Genomic DNA, 20,155 nt, shown 5'->3' on the forward strand with positions numbered 1-20,155 from the left:
TCTGAGAATACTGGCCTACTACTCATACTGTTTGGAGGAATGATTTATGAAAACCTTTAGTAATGCTGAGAGTCTTTACGATTTAATTTCTCTTTCTTCTCCTGCTCTGGGAGAAAATAATGAACGACTCTTCTATGTTAAAACAACGATCAATAAAGAGCAGGACGATTACCAGTCTGCTATTTTTGCTATTAATCTTAGCAAAGGTGAAGAGATAGCCATTGTTGAAAATGGAATGCAAAACACCTGTCCTAGCATCCAGAATCAGCAACTCCTTTATTTATCAAACAAAAAGGGAATAAATCAAGTATTTCTCTTGAATTTAAAGAATGGAAAAGAGAAGCAACTTACCTTTTCATCCCATTCTATTTCACATGTTCAGTGGATTCCGGATGAAAATAGTTTTTTATTTACTTCTCAGCTAGAAAAAAAAGGTAGGAAAACATTCTTTTGGAACGAACATAGAGATAAAAAAGAGAAACCCAAAGCACCTTTCTATCGAATCGATCATCTGAATTACCAAGCAAATGGTATCGGTTTTATCAATCAAGATCTTGCCCACTATCTCTGCCAACAAGATATCGAAACAGGTGAAGTCAAAGTTATCTCTACTCAATCAACAGGATACGGCTTACGTAGAACTGTTGATAATAATAGAGAAGGAACCATTGTTTATTTCGAAAAAAGTCTAGTGGAAGATGATGAATACAATCATGATTCAGGGATATTTGCTTATGAACGAGAAACAGAATCACTACAACATATTACCAAAAAATTCCAAACGGGTATATTTAGTGAAGCAGCTATTAGTCCCAATGGAAATTATCTAGCTATGGTAGGTAATCCTCTTCCTTATGAAACACCAAATCAATTCAGTCTCTTTCTTTATAGTATAAAAGAAGAAACAATAAAAGAGATTACTAAAAAAATTGATATCCAGTTCGCAGATAATAGTGTTTCTGACTTTTTCCAAAATGTTGGTAACCCAATTCTTCAATGGAATCCCGATTCTTCTACTTTTTTTGTTCAATCTTCCGAATATGGAAGGGTCAATCTATATGAAGGAACTCTTGATGGGGAATTGAAAAAGATATCTCCCGATAACTCCGTTGTAAAAGAATATATCGTTTCTGAAACAGGAGTTCTTTATGCATTCATCAGCCAACCTGAAGACCCCGTTCAGATTAAAAAATTTAAAAATAATGAGTGGACAACTCTATCTCATTCTACAAACCAATACTATTCAAATTATTCTTATGCAACGTACCGAGAGATCCAATATGAAGCAACGGATGGAGGAATCATCCATGGCTTAATGGTGTTACCAGCTCATTTTGATGAGAATCAAAAATATCCACTAATCTTAAATATCCATGGTGGACCTTATACAATGCATTCTCTTAATTTTTACTATGAAGCACAATATTTAGCTGCTAATGGTTATATCGTTTTGTTGGTGAATCCAAGAGGAAGCTATGGATATGGGCAAAAGCATACATCTGGCGTCTATAAACGATATGGAAAAGAAGACTATACTGATCTTATGACTATAATAGATCAAATTATTCTAGATTATTCTTTTGTAGATGATAAAAATTTATTTGTAACCGGTGGAAGCTATGGTGGTTTTATGACAAACTGGATTGTAACACAGACAAATCGCTTCAAAGCAGCAGTTTCACAGCGTTCAATGTCCAACTTTGTCTCTATGTTTGGAACAAGTGATATTGGTTATTTTTTCTATAAAAATGAAATGGGATATGACTTATCTAATGCGAAAGAGCTATGGAAAATTTCACCTTTAGCCTATGTTCAACAAGTAGAAACACCTACCCTTTTGATTCATGCTCTAGAAGATTTGCGGTGTCCATTTGAACAAGCGCAACAGTTTTATAACGGACTAAAGACTTCAGGTAAAGTTGCAGAAATGCTAGTATTTCCTGATTCCAATCATGAGTTGTCACGAACCGGTCGTCCTAGCTACCGAGTAGAGAGATTGGAAGCTATTTTAGAATGGTTTGGACGAGCTCATAACAAAGAAGAATAAAACTTTCTCTGACACTTATTAAAGTAATATAAAAAAAGTAGGCAAATCCCATCATACCGGGTTTCTGCCTACTTTTTTAAAAACTCATTCTTTATTTTAATCACTAAACTGTGCCAAAATTTCTTTTTATATCGATACGTAACTAACCATGCAATCATTAATGGAAATAGAGCCATGGCGGAAGAAGCAATGATTCTCCAAACTGAATCTAGACTAAACAACAGGAACGTAAATGCCACAATAGTAATAATCCCTACGAATACAGAACCAAAAATACTCATAGATTGTACAAAATTTCCTCCACCTCTTCCAAATAGTTCGGTTAGATTTTGCCAATCTAGACTTAAGAATCGATAATCTCTCACAAAATAAAATTGACTCATCGTAAACAGCCCTGTCAATAGACCCAGGATAAAACAAACTCCAAATAATAATGGAATTTTTGCCATGAATAGTAAGATCACAACAATTAAAACAGGCAATGAAGACTGCACAGTAAAGGCAAATAAAAATTTCTGTTTTAAATAGCTTTCCATTGAAAAAGGTAATGATTTCATATAAAGAAAGTTTTCACGATCCAATGAAATAATAATTCCAACAACTGATACCGCATTTAATGTTAGAAACGTGTATACAAACCCTGCGAAGAAAAATAATCCCCAAAAATAATTTGGTATTTCAGGAATCGTATTGCCACCTAACAACAAAGGGCCCAACATAAAGATAGGTAAAATAAGGTTTGAGCTAAGGTATTGCATCATTAGTGTTCCATCTTGAATTAATCCCAAATTATATTTCCATAATATTTTATGAATGGTTTCAGGTTGTTTTCCTACCTTTTTAGTTTTTTTCCTACTTTCTTTGGAAATAGCATCTTTATTTTTCTTTGTTTTTTGTACCGGTTGATCTACAGATGCTTGGTAAAAAGTAGGGATGATCCATTTAAATAAAATTCCACCTAATACCAAAACGATGATAAGCCAAAATGCCATGCCTAATAAACTCTCTTGACTGAGTGGCTGAGTGGCTGTCGTATGGAATGCTTTTATAAATGGAATCGGTTGATAATCGGGAAGAACCTGATCTATTGGCATATCTAGCTCTCTATTACTCAAGTTTGTAATAAAGAAAATAACGGCAATCATTCCAATACTAGATATCGTGTATAGTGCTGTCGTCATCATTTTCTTATGTTTCTGGAAAATAGCTAATTTTGTAATGAAATGAACAAAGACGATTGCTAGCATAAAAACGACTACCATCAATAAGATAAATAATAAGAACGCGATGAGCAGAGCTGGTAAAACGCTACGCCCCGCATCTCTACCAGTCATATATAAAACAGCCCCGGCTGGAGCCAAGTAAGGAATTACTGATAAAAAAATAACGATTAATTTCGCTAAAAAAATTTCAGTTGTCGTAAAGGGTAAAGGTAAATAATATTCTAAATCTTTACTCTCATAGAAAAGATTATAAATAATATAGAAGCCTTGCAAGATCGTCATGATTGAAAACATTAAAATATAAATAGTGAAAAAACCAGGGTACTGATTAAAATCAATCGTTCCTAACATAAAACTATAGAGGAACATAAATAAAACCAGAATAAATAAATTATTCAGTAATACCGATGCAGGAGCCGATATTTTAGAAACTTCGCCTGTTTTCTCTTCTTTTTTACGTTTTTTTTGAATCATTTGTGGGTTAGCATAAAGTAAATTCACTTTACTTAATTCTACTATTTTCTTGAACTGCATCTTATTCACCCCTTTCAAAAAGGGCTGAGCTTTCATTTTCTTCTACCTTTGATTGACGACCAGCTAATTTCAAATAAATGGTCTCTAAAGACTCATTTTCATTTTGTGCAATTAGATCTTGAGTCGTTCCATCATAAAGAATTTCTCCTTTTTTCAAAATAGCGATATGATTGCAAAGCTGCTGGGCAATTTCCAGAGCATGAGTAGAAAATAAAACAATGTTTCCTTCTGCGGCATGTTGTTTCATTAATTCCTTTAAGTCAAAGGAAGCTTGTGGGTCTAGCCCCGTCATTGGCTCATCTAAAATCCAAATATCTGGATTGGGTAGTAAAGCTCCAATGATAAAGGTTTTTTGACGCATTCCGTGTGAAAAAGAAGAAATCACTTCCGATTGGTGCTCCGTCATATCGAAAAGTTCCATAAATTTTTTAAGTTGTTTGGTCTTTTCTTCTTCTGAAACATCATAGGCTACCGCAATCAGATTCCAATATTCTGCTGCTGTCAGTCGTAAAAACATATCCGGAGAATCTGAAACATATCCGATTCTTTTTTTAATATTTAAACGATTTTCTGAAAGTTGTTCTCCGTCTACCCATATCTCTCCTTCGCTAGGTTCGATAATACTTACTAGTGATTTAATTGCCGTCGATTTCCCAGCACCATTATGACCAATCAAACCAAATATTTCACCTGGTTTGATTGTCACATTTATATTTTTTAGTGCTTGCTTCATCCCATAGGTTTTACTAATGTTTTTTAATTCAATCACTCTTTATCCCCTTCCCTTTTTCTTATAAGTTTTGATCATCTACTTTTGATAAGACGTCATCGATTGCCTGTATTACATCGGTTAACGAACCTTCTTCAAATGGTGATTTTAAGTTTGCACGCTCTACCATTTGTAGGAATGTCAACGTACCGCCCACTTCACAAATTCTTAAATAATCTCTCCAAGCTTCATCATCTTTATCGACAATCGCTCGTTTCCAAAATTGCAAAGCACAAACTTGAGCTAAGGTGTAATCGATATAGTAAAAAGGTGTATCAAAGATATGCCCTTGTCGATACCATAACGTTCCTTTATCTAAAAATGGATTTTCTGAATAATTTTTATGCGGAGTATACATTTTTTCTAGTTTTCGCCATACATCTTTTCGTTCTGCTGGAGTCATTTCAGGTTTTTCATAAACCTCATGTTGATAGTGATCGACTAGTACACCGTAAGGTAAGAACTCTAATGTACCGGATAGGTGTGAGAATTTATATTTTTCTGTTTCTTCTTTGAAAAATAGTTCCATCCATGGATAGGTGAAAAACTCCATGCTCATTGAATGAATTTCTGCACTTTCACTCGTTGGGAATACTAATTCAGGCTGCTTAATCCAGCGGGACTGAAACACTTGAAAAGCATGTCCTGCTTCATGAGTTAACACATCCACATCTCCACTTGTTCCATTGAAATTGGCAAAAATAAATGGAGAATCATATTCTGGTATAAAGGTGCAATATCCGCCGCCTGATTTCCCTTCTTTGGTTTCCAAATCCATCAACTCATCTTCAAACATGTAATCAATGAAATGAGCTGTTTCTGGTGAAAGCTCATGGTACATCTTCTTACCCATTTCTTTAATATAAGCGGAGTCCCCTTTTGGAGTTGCGTTACCATCCAGGAACTTTAAGTTCAAATCATAGTATTGAAGGTCTTCGACACCAATTCTCTTTGCTTGGCGATCATTTAATTTATTGACCACGGGAACTACTTCTTTAAGGATTTGTTCTCGATACACTTGTACCATTTCACGATCATAATCATATCGTTCCATACGAATATAACCCAATTCCACAAAATCTTTAAAGCCTAATTTTTTAGCCATTCGATCTCGTACTTGTACTAATTGATCATAAATATGATCTATTTTATCTTCGTTTTGTTGATAAAATTCTGAGGACGCTTTGGAAGCTTTTTTACGTATTTCTCGATCAGTAGATTGCATGTACGGACCTAATTGCGATAAATTTAATGTTTTATTATCAAAATCTATTTCTGCACTAGCAATTAATTTGTTATACGCACTTCCTAATTCGTTTTCTTTTTGAAGAAGCTCTATCACTTCTGGACTAAAAGTTTTTAATTTATACTCAGCCATTTTGAAATATTGTTCTGGTAAAACCGTAACTAAATCTGACTGATAAGGTGAATCCAGTAGTGCGCGGTAATATTCATCATAAATTTCATCATATAAGGGTGAATATTCATTCCAATAATCATTTTCCGCTTCATAAAAAGCATCTTTCGTATCAATGGTATGTCTAACAAATGCAATTTGAGCTTGTTTGTCTTGTTCGATCATGAGACGATTCATTTCAATCACCGCTGCGCATGCTTCATCTTCATCGGTAGCCTGTTTCAATTTTTCAATTACTGCTTTTGCTTCTGCTTGGTATATTTTAAAATCTGGACGTATATATTCATATTCTGAAAATTTCATCTGTTCATCCACCTTTTTAAAAATCGTTTGTAACTATTAGTATCTCACAATCTAGATCATCATTCGACCCTTAACAGAATAATTTTTATCGTTTTTCAAAAACCGTTTACAAAACCCGTTTTTTTGTTTATAGTATTTTTTATGGAGAGTTACTCAAGCCCGGCTGAAGAGGACGCACTCGAAATGCGTTAGGTGTCGAAAGACATGCAGGGGTTCAAATCCCCTACTCTCCTTAAAAAAATACCCTCTTGAGAAAAGCGCTTCACGACGCCTTTCTCAAGAGGGTATTTTGGGTAGAAAAACCTTTTTTTATTATTCCCATATTCCACTTATTTGATTTAATTGGAAGGTACGATTTCCTGTTGCATCATACTGGTAGATTCCAACTAAATTTACATGATCATTTTCTGGTGAATTTGCGTAGAACTCATACTGGTACACATAATTAGATGGACACGTATCAATCACAAAGGAAAAATCTTGAATAGAATACGTTTCTACAATTAGCTGCAGTCCTTGTGTCGCGGTTTCTTCCACGTACCAAGACTCACTCACTTCTGGTGGAACTGGTTCTGGTTTGCCATCTTCACCATCACGTTGTGTTAATTGGTCATAGGTTAATTCTTCTTCCAGCGTTTCCGGTTCAATTACTTCTTTGTCCAGTTCCGGTTCTACTTGCTCTTCTAAAATAATTTCTTCCGATACAGTCGGTATAATTGCTTGTGTTTCTGTTTCTATTATTTCGTTTTCTAATTCAATCACTTCTTCAATTACTTCTGACTCTATATCTACTTGGAGTTGTACGACTTGTTCTGGTTCCGTTTCTATTTCAACGTCATCAAGTATTTCCTCATCCTGTACTTTTTCTGCATATCGTTCTCCTGACTCTTCTCTCCCTATTTGAATATGTGTAAAAGAAATCGCTGAAGAATCAAAAACCCCTGCAGTTTCTTCTCCAGATAAATTTCCATACATCCCATTTATCCCGACCAGTGCAATTGCTATTAGTAATTTATGCATAACCTTTTCCCCCTATCTTTCATTCATTCTATACTCATCCATACTTCCTAACAAAAGCAGTTACAACCGTTTACATCGTTGCTAGTATGAACTTCTGTATATCTTTATTATACTACATATAACAGAAAAACCGAAATTCTACAGTTCGGAATTATTAAATAAAGAGGCGGAAAAATTTGATTCTTTCCTCCTCTTTATTATCTGCTTGGAGCAACCTTTTTAAATATCTTTTTTTGAATAGGTTGTAGAATTTGATAAATCGTTTTTAATTCTTCTATTTTAAAAATCCAAGATAACAAAATGTACACACTCACTCCAAATACCACTTGAATGAGTACCATTAAAATATCATTTATCGTTAATAAATAACTCAATGAGTAGGTAAGACCTGCCATCACAACGGCAATCAAAAAGATGGGTCTTAGATCTTTTAATTGTTCGGGAATCGAATATCCCAAAAACCGTTTGGAATAAAAAGCATTAATAAAATAAGCCATAATAGAATCAATAACCATTGCCCATAGCAATCCCATGATTCCTAATCGAAGAAGTAAGGCAATACTGATGGCAATAAATCCTGTTGCTTTTTGAATTAATCCTAATTTTAAGAATAAATCGGAACGTCCTTTTACCTGAAGAACACTCAAGTTAATGGACTGAATAGCAACAAGCATTCCACCTATACAAAGCAGTTGAAAATATGGAATGGAAGGAAGCCATGCTTCACCGAGAAGAGCTCGTAAAAGGGTTCGGCTATTGCTGCTAGACCTAACATAATTGGGAATGATAAATAAGCAGCATTCTTTATGATTTTCTTATACCCTCTCTTCAATCTTGCTGTATCGTCTTGAATGGAGCTTAATACAGGAAAACTCACTTTTTCTACAGAAACAGAAAGTGAATAGGCAGCCGTATCACTGAATTTAACTGCATTTGAATAATACCCTAGTGTAGTAGCAGAAAAACTTTTTCCAATAATGAAGGAGTATAGGTTGCCATACAGTTGAGTAATTAAATTCGAAAGGAGTAATTTCCAACCAAACTGGAATAGTCTTTTAAATGAAGAAATGCTAAACACCAACGATGGAAACCAGCGATTGGAAATACAAAGTAAAGATGCTTGAATAAATTGCATGGCCATCGTTCGTACAACTAAACTCCATACTCCCCATCCACTTATCGCACAAACAATAGCAATTACTCCTGAGAGGATAGATGAAAACACATTTATTTTCATTTGAGTTCGAAAGTTAATATTTTTTGTTAAAATTGTTTTTTGAATAAGCCCAAATGCGTTGATGATCAGAATGAGTCCAATCACCTTAATAATATTTACTAACTGAGGTTGTTCAAAAAATACACTTATATATTCTGCGGATGCAAACAAGAGAATATACAAGATGATCGCCATAGAAAGATTAAAATAGAAAATTGTGGAGTAATCTTCTTGTGTAGATTCCTTTTCTCTAATCAATCCATTCGTTAAACCACCATCTACAAAAACAGATGAAAGAGCAATAAAAATCGTCACCATACCTACAATCCCAAAATCTTTAGGAGTCAAAAGTCGTGCTAAAATTAAGTGAACAATTAGTTGAATCACTTGTGTACCTGCTGTATCCATAAAACTCCAAAGCATGCCGTGGATTGTTGTTTTTTGTAATGTTTTTTCCTTTTCCATAAGTTCCCTCTATTTCTATTCTCATAAATTCCTCTTGTATGAAAGAGAAAAAGAATAAGATGATCAAATTTATTTCAGCGAATAATGGATTTTTCATTAGGATGTGACGGTTGTGATAAAGTTTTCCAAGGTAATTCAAATGTTAGTAGTAAGATTTTCATATCCAACCAAATACTATATTGACTTACATATTCATTATCCAACCGTACTTTGTCTCCATAAGGCATATTACAGATTCCTTGAATTTGAGCCAATCCAGTTATTCCAGGTTTTATACTTAATCTCTTCATCTGTTCTTCATCGTAATGATCAGCAATTTCGCGAACTTCTGGTCTAGGACCCACGATACTCATATTACCAATGGCGACATTCCACAATTGAGGAAGCTCATCGATACGAGTTTTCCTCAGAACTTTTCCTAAACGCGTAACATTACCAAGCGTTTGTGTATCTTTATCGTATTGAAAAGAATCAGGCACGCTGGTTACCCATTCCACTGGAACTTTCCCCCAATTTTCTGGAGTAAGTGCTTCTACTTTCCTTGTGCGTAGCTTATACATTACAAACAGTTGACTTTTTTGACCAACCCGAATATGCTTGGAAATCATTGGTCCCCCATCTGCTATTTTGATAGCAATTCCAACAGGGATGATTACCAGTAAACTCAAGATGAAAAAGATGCTTCCAAAAACTAAATCTAATAATCGTTTTATTTTATATTGAGTAGGTGTCATCATGTATCTTCCTCCCTTTAAGTCATCCAACTCCATAACCATAATAGTCAGATTTGCTTAACTTTTTATTTTTCTTATCATTTAGAACGGCTCCTATTATCGTTGCTTTGGCATATTGCAATAGTTCCTTAGCTTTTAATAAATCTTTTTTATCTGTTGAACCACTTCGGATAACAAAAACTGTTCCATCTACCCGAGCAGCCATAATTTGCGAGTCAGAAACAGGAAGGATAGGGGGCATATCAAAGATAATAAGTTGAAATTCATCTTTAAATTTCTCTATCAATTCATTCATTTGATCGGAATCCATTAGTTCAGCAGGATTAGATGGATTTGGACCACTCGTAAGTAAGGTAAGATTTGAATGGGGTGTTGGCTGAAAGACTTGAGAAAAAGATAGATAAGGATCACTCAATAAATTTGATAATCCACTCTTGTTTTTTACTTGAAATAGCTTATGTAAGGTAGGATTACGCATATCAGAATCCACTAACAGAACTTTTTTTCCTTGTTGGGCAAAGGACATTGCTGTATTGGCACTTATGGTTGTCTTCCCTTCTCCTTCGTTAGCAGAAGTAACCATGAGCGTTTGTAAAGGACTATTAGCCATTGCAAACTGAATATTTGTACGAAGGGTCTTAAACTCTTCTGAAATAATCGAGTGCGGATTTGTGTGAGTAATAAGTGTGTCCACATCTTTCTGAGAAAATAAGTTTAATTTTTTTAACATCATGAATTCCTCATTTCTTCTTTTATCCGTTTATACTACTTTTCACTTGTTCAATAGGAACTGATTTTTCTTTTTTGTTGTCTTTTTCTGGAGATTTTACAGGTACGTGATCTTCATTTCGAATAGAGGTAATCGTACCTAGACGGTTCCACTCTAACTGTTCTGATATAAAGTATTCATCATATACTCGTGTATCCACCATAGTAAAGATCAAAATGGATGCTACTCCTAAGACAGCTCCGGCTATTGTTCCTACAGCTTGGTTGAATTTTATATCTGGAGAAACAGAAGTGGGATTGGGGGTGGCTGGAGATAAAATAATCATATCTTTCACATTAATGATACTTCCGATACTATCCTTAAACACTTCAGCTACTGCATTGGCTATCAAGGCTGCACGATTAGGGTCTGAATCGGTTACTTTAATACTGAATATTTGGGAATCTCCCTGTGTCTGCACTTTAATTTTATCGTATAGTTCTTTAGCTGATATGGAATTTGGTAATTGTTCCATTACTTTTCCTAAAACTACTGGATTTTCAATCATGTCTCGATAAGTACTAATCATTTGAATATTTGTATTAATTTCGCCTTGTTGCAAGGGTTCTTCTTCTGTTTGTGATCGACTAACCAACAAACTGATTGTTGAAACATACTGCGGCTGGATAACATATGTACTTACTGTAAAAGCTAATAAAAACCCAGCTAAACTTGTCAATACGATAACAAACCATTTGTTTTTAATTAACTTAATTAATTCAAAAACTCCAATTGTTTCTCCCATTTTCTTCATCCTCCAATTTTATTGTTTCAGGACTGGATTTAAGTAGTAGTGAAGGGTTTGACGTAGACCATCTTCAAAGTCAACGACCGGTTCCCAGCCTAATTCTGTCGCAATTTTAGTATTATCGATTGCATAGCGTCGATCATGTCCGGGTCGGTCAGTTACAAATTCAATTAAATCAGGAGATTTATCTAACGCTTCAATAATGAGTTTAACTATTTCTAAGTTTGTTTTTTCTGTTTTCCCGCCAATATTGTAGACTTCGCCTTCTCTCCCTTTTTTCAATACGAAATGAATTCCCCGACAATGATCATAAACATGGAGCCAATCTCTTACTTGTAAACCATTTCCATAAATTGGTAATTTCTTGTCTTGCATACATTGAGTAATCATGAGTGGGATGAGCTTTTCAGTATCTTGATGAGGTCCATAGTTATTACTGCAACGAGTAATATTCATAGGTAGACCATATGTTTCGTTGTACGCGCGGACCAGCAAATCAGCACTGGCTTTTGAGGCTGAGTAAGGACTATTCGGTTGAAGTGGCGTTTCTTCAGTAAATGAACCTGTTTCTGGTAATGTTCCATAAACTTCGTCCGTTGAAACTTGAAGAAACTTCACACCTGGTCGAAAACTCCGATCGTTTTTATCATTTATATTTATTTTCCAGGCGGTCATCGCTGCATCCAAAAGACTTTGTGTTCCTAAAACATTCGTAGAAAAGAATAATTCTGAGTCATCAATACTTCGGTCTACATGAGATTCTGCTGCAAAGTTTACAACCGTATCAATTTGATAAAGCGAGAAGATTTCATCCATTTTTTCACGATTGCGAATATCTGCATGAATGAAATGATAATGAGGATGTGCTTCGAAATCGGCGATATTTTCGTACTTCCCTGCATAGGTGAGCGCATCTACGTTTATGATTGTTGCATCCGGATACTCTTCCATCATGTAATGAATAAAGTTACTACCAATAAATCCTGCTCCACCTGTTACGAGTATATTTTCCACTTTGAGCCCTCCAATATTTTCAGTAAGTACTGTCCATAGTCGGTCATCGATAAAGATTCTCCAATTTCCCTTAGCTGTTTATCATTTAGAAACCCTCTTCGCCAGGCAATTTCTTCCAAACAAGAAATATATAATCCTTGTCTCGTTTGTATCATTTCAACATACTCTGCTGCGGTTAGAATTCCTCCTGGTGTTCCTGTATCCAGCCATGCCATCCCTCTTCCTAAAGGAATAACTGCTAATTCATTCATTTCCATGTACGCATTATTGATCGCCGTAATTTCTATCTCTCCTCTTTCAGAGGGTTCAACAGATTTAGCAATTTCTACGACTCGATTATCATAGAAATAAAGACCAGGAACTGCATAATTTGACTTAGGATGAGTTGGTTTTTCTTCAATCGAAATAGCTTTAAAAAATTCATCAAATTCAACCACTCCAAAGGCAGTAGGATCACTTACTTCATATCCAAAAATGACTGCGCCTGTATCTAGATTTTTAGCTTCTTGTAAAACTTTCGTAAAATCCTGACCATAAAAGAAATTATCTCCTAGAATTAAACAAACATCATCATTTCCGATAAATTCTTCCCCTAAAAGAAATGCATCTGCTAATCCTCTTGGTTTGTGTTGAACTTGATACGATAACTTAATTCCTAAACGGTCACCATTTCCTAATAGCCTTTCAAAAATAGGAAGATCGTTTGGTGTAGAAATTATTAAAATCTCACTAATTCCTGCCAAAAGTAACGTACTTAACGGATAGTAAATCATCGGTTTATCATAAATAGGTAATAGTTGTTTGGAAATTGCCTGTGTCATGGGATATAGTCTGGTTCCTCTTCCCCCTGCTAAAATAATGCCTTTCATCAGTTTTTTCTCCTTTCTCCTATTTCAGATTTAATTGACTACTTTGCTCTTTTTCACTTTTTAATGGACTCATTTCACGAATCATCTTACTAATTTTCTTTACTTCTACAAGTGATAGATCGGCATACAGTGGTAACGTGATCACTTGGTCTGCAATTCGTTTAGCAACCGGATTCTCTTCACTACAACTTAAATGTTTATAGCAGTCGTAATCACTAATTAATGGATAAAAATACTTACGAACAATAACTCCTTTTTCAGCCAGTGCATCCACTACTTCATTACGATTCCAACCTTCTCCTTCAAACACAATTGGGAAGTATGCGTAATTCGTCTTTACCCCTTCTTGATGCTGAATCAAACGTAATCCTGGTACATCAGCTAACTCATTCATGTAGCATTCAACGATTGCTTGTCTTTTTGCAATCTCTCCTGTTACATAAGGTAAGTTCGTAATTCCCATTGCTGCTTGAAACTCATTCATTTTTGCATTTCCGCCGACATATTCGACTGTTTCTGTACCGGTAATTCCAAAGTTTTTCAGATGGTTCAGTCTCTCGTTCAACCACTCATCTTGGAAGGTTACTGCTCCTCCTTCAATCGTATTAAAAACTTTTGTAGCATGGAAACTGAACATCGCTGCATCTCCGAAATTTGCAATTCCTTTTCCATTCACTTCTACCCCAAAAGCATGAGCTGCATCATAAATCACTTTTAAATTATGTTTTTTGGCAATACGTTCAATTTCTTCTACGTCACATACGGTTCCATACACATGAACCGGAACAATAGCAGATGTTCGCTCGGTAATTAAGCTTTCGATTTTACTAGCATCCATCGTATACGTTTCTGGATCAATGTCACAAAATACAGGGATCAATCCATTTCGAACAATCGCATGTGTGGTAGATGAAAAAGTGAATGGTGTCGTAATAACTTCACCACTCAAATCAAAAGCAGCAATTGCATCTTCCAAAGCGAGATGTCCATTTGTAAATAAAGACAAATGTGGCGTCTTCAGATAATCCATTAACAGATCCGCTAATTTTTCATGCTTTTCTCCCATATTTGTGAGCCAATGAGAATCCCACAAACCACGGATTTCTTCTATGTATCTTTCAAAAGGAGGCATGGAGGAACGAGTTACTTGTATTTTCTTCATATCAATTCAACTCCCATATTTTTTGTGTCCGTCTCTAGTGGAATGGAAAATTCACTCACAGGAAATGTTTCCTTAGGTTTAAAAATATATAGTTTTCCAGTTTCTTTTAGCCAATCGTTAAAGGTAAGTGTAAAAGGTAGGTAATAAGATACGTGTAGTTTTATTTTTTGTGTGAGGGGTAATTCGTTGTATAAATCGCGGTATGTTGGAGACTTTATTTTTCTTAATCTTTTATTTGTTAGTAACAATATGAATTCATCATGAAATATTTGATTCTCGACAGCTTCTGTATATTGATACTCCGTGTCACTATCAAAATCTTGTAAGGTCCTTCTTAACTCTTCATAATGTTTTTTTCTTTTTTCAGAATCCAAATATACCGTACGAGTCCAAGAATTCAATGCTGCTCTTCGATAGGCAGACATCACTTCATTCTTATAGTAGATTTTTCCATGTAGAGCAAAGAATAATAAGAGAGGATAATCAGAAACGGGAGCATCAAAGTACCAATCAGGCATTTGGTTGTTTTCGATATGTTCATTTCGAAAGAGCATAGAATTTTGAGCAAATTTACCATCTAAATAAATAGCCTCTTCTACTTCTAAAAAATGATCTTCTGAAAAAGCTCTTCGTTCGCCAATTATTTTTTCTCCTGATTCATTAATCGTTTTATCTGCATGAATATAGGCACTAACGTGTGGATGCTCTTCCATAAAATCAACTTGCTTTTGTAATTTGCCAGGATCTGTCCAGTAGTCATCCCCTTCACAGTACGCTACATATTTTCCTGAAGCTCTCGTAAAGTTGTAGACGTAATCAATTTCGATACCTTGTGACATTTTATTTTCCTTTTGAAGAATAGGTTTTATAATGGTAGGATACATCTTTTGATACTCTCGAATGACATCCGCAGTGCGGTCAGTCGAAGCATCATCATGAATTAATATTTCAAACGGAAAATAAGTTTTTTGCATTAAAAAGCTTTCTAAGGTATTCGCAATATATGTTTCTTGGTTATACGTGATACAACAGATACTGACTAATGGTTTCATTATTTTGCATTCCTTTCTTATGAAAAACATTCTCTTCTAAGGAGAGTCTTTTATTCTTAAGGGTCGGATATTTGCCACGGGAAATGAGTAAAAAACCATCATTCCTAGTAAAAGCCAAAAGATTCTAGAATAGTTAAATGAAACTGCCATCGATCCGATTAGAAATGTAAAAAACATTTCTTTTACAGTTAAGGACCATTGCTCATTTCTTTTATCTGCTACCGGTGAGAAAAATACTTTGCCCATATAAATCAACAACACACTGGTTATCGGAAGTCCCCATTCAGCAGCCATGGTAATAAAGGTGTTATGAGCAATATTTGCATCTTCAGTAATCAATCCAGCCAATCGTAGATAATTTTGACCAATCCCTACTCCCGTTATAGGATGCGTTTTAATGAGTTGGATTCCGGTTTCCCATTGGATGTTCCGACTGGATCCTCCTCCAGAAACAGCTTGTTCAAAATCTGTTAGTAACATCTGTACGCGAGAAAAGATCGGAAATCTTTGGGCTACTAGATCTAATGCAGATAAAAGAAGTTGTAAGATAAAAGGGGAAAAAAGTAAGAGGATAGAGAGTGCTAATAAAATATAAAATAAATTAATTCCTTTTAACTTTCCTTCTTTAACAGAATGAATTACTTTAATAAGGAATAGACAGAATAAAGTAACGAATCCGGTTTTCGAACCAGAACTAAAAATAGATAGAATCAAAATGACGATACTCGCATATTTTAACCAGGGCTGTTTTGTTTTAATTCTTAAAACAACAGCTAAAGCTGCACATTGAATGACTGCAAAGTAATTAGGGTCATTCATGAAGCCCGTTAAGCGAGAGCCCATATAGAGCATTTTGTCTGATAAACTGGGAATTCTTATAAAAAATAAAGAAATCCCAATCAAACCAATCAGGGTGGAAGCTATTAAAAACCATTTTAAAAGATGCTCGGTTAACTTTATTTTGGCAACTTGAATTCCTACACTAAAGTACAATAAAGATACAAATAGTTTAAAGTAGTCCTTTAGCAAGTCTTTGCGTCCAATTTCAATTTGATGAATCCCAGGAATGTGAAGAATACTGTTCATTAATAAAAAGAAAGAGAATAGAAAGAACAGAGCGAACGTTCTTGCTGGCAAGTCCAGTAATTGATTCATCAATAATAGTAAAAGAATCATGACAATAGTAATATCAGCAAGAGATAAGTTAAACCCGAACATCACATTCGATTGATTCAAAAAGATTCCTAGTATACTTATAAAAAATATCAGAGAACGATTATTATCTGTAGCTTGTACGTTCACTTTCTCTAACTCCATATGAGATCACCTTAACTTTTTTCATATTGTTGTTCCTCAATCATGTTAGTTTAAAATTTTGACAGGACTTTCTTTTGCAAGAGTTCCTTTATCCGTTTCCATGTACGTACTGTAAATGATATCCAATTCATCCATTACTGATTGAAGCGAATAAGCTTCCATTAACTGGATACTTCTTCGACCAAACCTTTTCTTTAGCAATTCATTGCTAGCGAGACTTTGAATTCCTTCTACGAATGTATCCACATCATCTATTTCAGTTACATACCCATTTACATTTTGATGAACTAAATCTTTGTTTCCTCTACAAGCAGTAACAACTAAAGGTAATCCAGTCGCCATAGCTTCCATTACGTTCACTGGCAGTCCTTCTTGTCGAGAGCTTGAGACTGCAATATCACTGAGCTGCATCAGCTTATCTACATCACTTCTATATCCTAGTAAATGGATTTTATCAGCTAGACCAAATTGATTGATTTCTGCTTGATACTGATCATGAAGATCTCCTTTTCCAACCAAAAGTAATTTTACTTGCGGATAGTCTTCTTGAAGTTCTCGCATCACTTTTATTAGCATCGATTGATTTTTCCTTGGAGATAATTCCGCTACGTAAATCATGACAAAATCATCTGGACTTATATCATATTCTTTCCGCAGAGCTTGTTTTCTTCCAGATGTTGGTGGCTGGAACCGTTCTAAATCTACACCTACTCCATGAACAAATTTAATTTCAGTAGCTTTAAATTTTCTTTCATGGGCAGCTTGAAAGTCTTCTTCATTCATCGTAATCAAACAGTCTGTAAAACTAGCTAGTAATTTTTCAATTGGATAATAAATAATCCAATTCTGAACGGGCGCGCCTTTAAAGAAATGGAACCCATGTGCGGTGTAGAGGACTTTTGTACCTTCTTTACGAAGACTTTTTGCGGCAAGTCTGGTTAAAACGGCCCCCATGGGAGTATGACAATGAACAATGTCATATTGATTACTCTCGAGTAAGAGTTTTAGCACCTTGTAAGCTTCCCAACTATTTACTTTAAGTGGCTTTCTTTCAAAAGGGACATTGAATTTTTGATCTACTCCTTCTAACTGAGTAGCTCCATTACTGGCTACATGTACTTCATATCCTTGTTCTTTAAACCATTGAATGTGGGGCATGTGAAAGTGGAGGATATGACTATCTACGGTGGCTGTAAAAAGTACTTTTTTCATAAGTGTAGTCCTTTCTTAACTGTTTGATCAGTTAATGAGATGAGGGGAGAAACGTGGGTTATTGAGGGGTATTCTAATTTTTTACGATCGGTAGAGTGGATAAAATAAACTATCTGGTTCATAATTTCCTTGCTGACTTCGCATATCAGTTAGTTGTTTATAGACTTCGGGAAGGTGAGTTTTTTTACCAATATAAAAGGGAACTTGTCCTTGTTGAGAAAATTTTGTTTTATATTGATAGAGACTATCCTCTCCTCGGTACCCTCCACCAAAAATATAGTATTCTTTTCCAGCTTGTTTCAGGTAGTTGATAATTTCATAGTCTAGATAACTAGCCGCTTTATAAGTACTGTATTCGCGGAGGGCCCCTCCTAAAAAGTAATAAGCATATTGATCGCCGAAAAGAATTAATCGTGTACCAATGATTTTTCCACCCAAACGTGCATGAACGTAAAGGTAATGGCCATCCATTGTTTCATGAATTTGTTCGAAAAATGACTTATCAAAATAGTAAAATCCTTTTGCATCATGCCAATCCATTGTCGCTGTGTATACCTCTAGAAATTCGTCTAGATATTTACCAGTTGGATCAAAAACTATTTCTACCTCTAACCGTTCTGCTCTTCTTACTGATTGAAGAATACTTTTATGAAAGTCTTCTTCTTTATTTTTCTTTAAATCACGAACGATATGTGGGCCAATCAGCTGTACCTCTCCATTAAACTGTTTCCAAATCTCTTCATTATCAAAAAGATGGAAACGAACAAACTCGGAGATGATTTGTTCTTGAATACAATACTGATGAAACGCTTCAAAATATTCCTTTAATAATTGCGTAACATTTGTAGTCTCTAATACTACGGGGCCACCATATCCATACGCTGTGGTGATATCATAATACTCTTGACCTTTTATTTTATAAGGAATTTTTCTTTTAATAAAAATATTTTTCACTTTACCGTATGGGGAGACGAAATCGAATACTCTTACTTCTCCCTCTTCTTTTTCTTCAAATAATTTTGCATATACTTTCGTTAAATAAATATCTTTTAATTCTTGTGAGGAGGCATTTTTATCGAATGATAAATTGATTGAGTTCTTATTTATTTGTTTCATATTAATAAACCTTCCTTCACTACACCCTAAGCACAAAGAATATTCATTATTTTGTGCTGGTATGGAAGTGTTATTTTTAATCTTTTATGGAGAAGGAGTTTTAATTAGACTATTTAAAACTATTATAAAAATTTTTCAAGAACGATATAAAGGGAAGAAATTTGAATCAGCATCAAAAGTTTCTTTTTCTTCTGCACGTACTGCGTTTAATGCCTCATATATTTTTTCATTATGGATTTTCTTACCGATATAGAATGGGTAATCACCTTGCAAGTCAAATTTTTTCTTGTATTTATATATCCCATCATTCTCTTCGTACCCGCCGCCCATAATGTAATACTGCAATCCTTTTTCTTTTGCATATTTTATCGTTTGATATTCTAAATAAGTGGAAGCATTATAGTCAAAGTATTTCTCTTTCGTACCACCTAAAAACCCATAAATATAATCCTTGCCAATAATATTTAAATAGCTAGCAATAATTTCTCCTTCAAATAGAGCTTGTGAATATAGAAATTTCCCTTTTAAAGATTGATGGAGTTCTTCAAAAAATGATTCTTTAAAATAATAGAATGGTTCCGCATCATTTCGGTTCATCGTTTCGTAGTAAATTGATAAGAAATCTTTGATGTTTTCACCTGTTGAATCAAAGCTAACGCTTAATCCTTCTCTCTTGGCCTTTCTAATAGATGTTCTAATTGATTTATGGAAGTTTTTATCTAAAGGTTCTTTTAGATTTCTAGCAACATGATTGCCAATCATACTCACTTCACCGTCAAAATATGTTTGTACTTCTTGATTTTCAAAAAGATGGAAGCGAACAAATTCACTGACGATATCATTTTTATTACAATATTTTCTAAAGGATTGATTGAAATCTTCTAAGAGACTCTTTGCATCTATACAGTCTCTTATGCACGGTCCCCCGTATCCATACGCGGTTGTAATATCATAGTATTGTTTTCCTTCCACTTTAAAAGGTGTTCTTCTTTTAATAAAAGTATATTCTACTTTGCCAAATTCATTTTCAAAATAAACCGTTTCTGTTTTTCCTTTTTCTTTTTCTTCATATAATTGGATATATTCACGACTATAGTAAACATCGGAATGAGTTAGTATGTTTTCATCCATTTTGATTACTTGTTTATCGGCCTTTTTTTTAGATTCT

The 20,155-nt window shown here is 34.6% G+C and carries 18 protein-coding genes and 1 tRNA gene; 2 read left to right on the plus strand and 17 right to left on the minus strand.

Annotation, left to right across the window (positions count from 1 at the left end):
* The first annotated feature begins 46 nt into the window (after positions 1–46).
* Positions 47–2,047, plus strand: a complete 2,001-nt coding sequence (locus LZ578_RS10450; protein ID WP_235145120.1) for a S9 family peptidase — start codon at positions 47–49, stop codon at positions 2,045–2,047.
* A 68-nt stretch (positions 2,048–2,115) separates the two neighbouring features.
* On the opposite strand, the gene LZ578_RS10455 is transcribed toward LZ578_RS10450, so the two are convergent.
* From LZ578_RS10455 to LZ578_RS10465, 3 genes are read right to left on the minus strand one after another with little or no spacing between them, the layout of a single operon-like run.
* Positions 2,116–3,804, minus strand: a complete 1,689-nt coding sequence (locus LZ578_RS10455) for a hypothetical protein (protein ID WP_235145121.1) — start codon at positions 3,802–3,804, stop codon at positions 2,116–2,118.
* 1 nt (position 3,805) lies between these two features.
* A complete protein-coding gene (locus LZ578_RS10460) occupies positions 3,806–4,573 on the minus strand; it encodes an ABC transporter ATP-binding protein (protein WP_235145122.1) in 768 nt (255 codons plus the stop codon).
* Positions 4,574–4,595: 22 nt separating this feature from the next.
* Positions 4,596–6,293 carry a M3 family oligoendopeptidase gene (locus LZ578_RS10465; RefSeq protein ID WP_235145123.1) on the minus strand — a complete coding sequence of 566 codons (1,698 nt, stop codon included), beginning with the start codon at positions 6,291–6,293 and terminating at the stop codon, positions 4,596–4,598.
* 143 nt (positions 6,294–6,436) lie between these two features.
* On the opposite strand from LZ578_RS10465, the gene LZ578_RS10470 reads away from it, so the two are divergent.
* Positions 6,437–6,526, plus strand: a tRNA-Ser gene (locus LZ578_RS10470).
* Positions 6,527–6,605: 79 nt separating this feature from the next.
* Here the strand turns inward: LZ578_RS10470 and LZ578_RS10475 are convergent.
* The 14 genes from LZ578_RS10475 to LZ578_RS10540 all read right to left on the minus strand — a co-directional run bounded on the left by LZ578_RS10475 (position 6,606) and on the right by LZ578_RS10540 (position 20,118).
* Positions 6,606–7,313 (minus strand): hypothetical protein, encoded by a 708-nt coding sequence (locus LZ578_RS10475; RefSeq protein WP_235145124.1) that lies wholly within the window; start codon positions 7,311–7,313, stop codon positions 6,606–6,608.
* A gap of 197 nt (positions 7,314–7,510) precedes the next feature.
* Positions 7,511–7,987, minus strand: coding sequence for a polysaccharide biosynthesis C-terminal domain-containing protein (locus LZ578_RS10480; RefSeq protein WP_235145125.1), 477 nt, complete (start codon positions 7,985–7,987; stop codon positions 7,511–7,513).
* A 5-nt stretch (positions 7,988–7,992) separates the two neighbouring features.
* Positions 7,993–8,994, minus strand: a complete 1,002-nt coding sequence (locus tag LZ578_RS10485; protein ID WP_235145126.1) for a lipopolysaccharide biosynthesis protein — start codon at positions 8,992–8,994, stop codon at positions 7,993–7,995.
* Positions 8,995–9,068: 74 nt separating this feature from the next.
* Positions 9,069–9,731: a sugar transferase gene (locus LZ578_RS10490; protein ID WP_235145127.1), complete on the minus strand. Its 663-nt coding sequence runs from the start codon at positions 9,729–9,731 to the stop codon at positions 9,069–9,071.
* 19 nt (positions 9,732–9,750) lie between these two features.
* Positions 9,751–10,461, minus strand: a complete 711-nt coding sequence (locus LZ578_RS10495; RefSeq protein WP_311198576.1) for a CpsD/CapB family tyrosine-protein kinase — start codon at positions 10,459–10,461, stop codon at positions 9,751–9,753.
* A 19-nt stretch (positions 10,462–10,480) separates the two neighbouring features.
* Positions 10,481–11,242, minus strand: coding sequence for a YveK family protein (locus tag LZ578_RS10500; RefSeq protein WP_235145128.1), 762 nt, complete (start codon positions 11,240–11,242; stop codon positions 10,481–10,483).
* Positions 11,243–11,260: 18 nt separating this feature from the next.
* Positions 11,261–12,199: a dTDP-glucose 4,6-dehydratase gene (gene rfbB, locus LZ578_RS10505; RefSeq protein ID WP_235146452.1), complete on the minus strand. Its 939-nt coding sequence runs from the start codon at positions 12,197–12,199 to the stop codon at positions 11,261–11,263.
* Positions 12,200–12,240: 41 nt separating this feature from the next.
* On the minus strand, positions 12,241–13,128 hold the full coding sequence (rfbA, locus tag LZ578_RS10510; protein WP_235145129.1) for a glucose-1-phosphate thymidylyltransferase RfbA: 888 nt from the start codon (positions 13,126–13,128) through the stop codon (positions 12,241–12,243).
* Positions 13,129–13,147: 19 nt separating this feature from the next.
* Entirely contained in the window at positions 13,148–14,290 is a 1,143-nt protein-coding gene (locus LZ578_RS10515) for a DegT/DnrJ/EryC1/StrS aminotransferase family protein (protein ID WP_235145130.1), read from the minus strand.
* Positions 14,287–15,342, minus strand: coding sequence for a glycosyltransferase (locus tag LZ578_RS10520; protein ID WP_235145131.1), 1,056 nt, complete (start codon positions 15,340–15,342; stop codon positions 14,287–14,289). The genes LZ578_RS10515 and LZ578_RS10520 overlap by 4 nt, the downstream gene beginning before the upstream one ends.
* A 36-nt stretch (positions 15,343–15,378) precedes the next feature.
* Positions 15,379–16,644 carry an O-antigen ligase gene (locus tag LZ578_RS10525; RefSeq protein ID WP_235145132.1) on the minus strand — a complete coding sequence of 422 codons (1,266 nt, stop codon included), beginning with the start codon at positions 16,642–16,644 and terminating at the stop codon, positions 15,379–15,381.
* Between the two features lie 60 nt (positions 16,645–16,704).
* Positions 16,705–17,871: a glycosyltransferase family 4 protein gene (locus tag LZ578_RS10530; RefSeq protein WP_235145133.1), complete on the minus strand. Its 1,167-nt coding sequence runs from the start codon at positions 17,869–17,871 to the stop codon at positions 16,705–16,707.
* An 81-nt stretch (positions 17,872–17,952) separates the two neighbouring features.
* The gene (locus LZ578_RS10535; RefSeq protein ID WP_235145134.1) at positions 17,953–18,987 is read right to left on the minus strand and encodes a GNAT family N-acetyltransferase; all 1,035 of its coding nucleotides are present in this window, start codon (positions 18,985–18,987) and stop codon (positions 17,953–17,955) included.
* 135 nt (positions 18,988–19,122) lie between these two features.
* Positions 19,123–20,118 carry a GNAT family N-acetyltransferase gene (locus LZ578_RS10540; protein WP_235145135.1) on the minus strand — a complete coding sequence of 332 codons (996 nt, stop codon included), beginning with the start codon at positions 20,116–20,118 and terminating at the stop codon, positions 19,123–19,125.
* Positions 20,119–20,155 lie beyond the last annotated feature (37 nt).

Source organism: Jeotgalibaca sp. MA1X17-3 (genome assembly GCF_021513155.1).
GTDB lineage: Bacteria > Bacillota > Bacilli > Lactobacillales > Aerococcaceae > Jeotgalibaca.

What these genes read in the sequence shown, in the direction of transcription:
- LZ578_RS10450 (WP_235145120.1), top strand. Translation starts at nt 47, where the DNA reads ATGAAAACCTTTAGTAATGCTGAGAGTCTTTACGATTTAATTTCTCTT.
- LZ578_RS10455 (WP_235145121.1), bottom strand. Translation starts at nt 3,804, where the DNA reads ATGCAGTTCAAGAAAATAGTAGAATTAAGTAAAGTGAATTTACTTTAT.
- LZ578_RS10465 (WP_235145123.1), bottom strand. Translation starts at nt 6,293, where the DNA reads ATGAAATTTTCAGAATATGAATATATACGTCCAGATTTTAAAATATAC.
- LZ578_RS10475 (WP_235145124.1), bottom strand. Translation starts at nt 7,313, where the DNA reads ATGCATAAATTACTAATAGCAATTGCACTGGTCGGGATAAATGGGATG.
- LZ578_RS10480 (WP_235145125.1), bottom strand. Translation starts at nt 7,987, where the DNA reads ATGCTTGTTGCTATTCAGTCCATTAACTTGAGTGTTCTTCAGGTAAAA.
- LZ578_RS10485 (WP_235145126.1), bottom strand. Translation starts at nt 8,994, where the DNA reads ATGGAAAAGGAAAAAACATTACAAAAAACAACAATCCACGGCATGCTT.
- LZ578_RS10490 (WP_235145127.1), bottom strand. Translation starts at nt 9,731, where the DNA reads ATGATGACACCTACTCAATATAAAATAAAACGATTATTAGATTTAGTT.
- LZ578_RS10495 (WP_311198576.1), bottom strand. Translation starts at nt 10,461, where the DNA reads ATGATGTTAAAAAAATTAAACTTATTTTCTCAGAAAGATGTGGACACA.
- LZ578_RS10500 (WP_235145128.1), bottom strand. Translation starts at nt 11,242, where the DNA reads ATGGGAGAAACAATTGGAGTTTTTGAATTAATTAAGTTAATTAAAAAC.
- rfbB (WP_235146452.1), bottom strand. Translation starts at nt 12,199, where the DNA reads ATGATGGAAGAGTATCCGGATGCAACAATCATAAACGTAGATGCGCTC.
- rfbA (WP_235145129.1), bottom strand. Translation starts at nt 13,128, where the DNA reads ATGAAAGGCATTATTTTAGCAGGGGGAAGAGGAACCAGACTATATCCC.
- LZ578_RS10515 (WP_235145130.1), bottom strand. Translation starts at nt 14,290, where the DNA reads ATGAAGAAAATACAAGTAACTCGTTCCTCCATGCCTCCTTTTGAAAGA.
- LZ578_RS10520 (WP_235145131.1), bottom strand. Translation starts at nt 15,342, where the DNA reads ATGAAACCATTAGTCAGTATCTGTTGTATCACGTATAACCAAGAAACA.
- LZ578_RS10530 (WP_235145133.1), bottom strand. Translation starts at nt 17,871, where the DNA reads ATGAAAAAAGTACTTTTTACAGCCACCGTAGATAGTCATATCCTCCAC.
- LZ578_RS10535 (WP_235145134.1), bottom strand. Translation starts at nt 18,987, where the DNA reads ATGAAACAAATAAATAAGAACTCAATCAATTTATCATTCGATAAAAAT.
- LZ578_RS10540 (WP_235145135.1), bottom strand. Translation starts at nt 20,118, where the DNA reads ATGGATGAAAACATACTAACTCATTCCGATGTTTACTATAGTCGTGAA.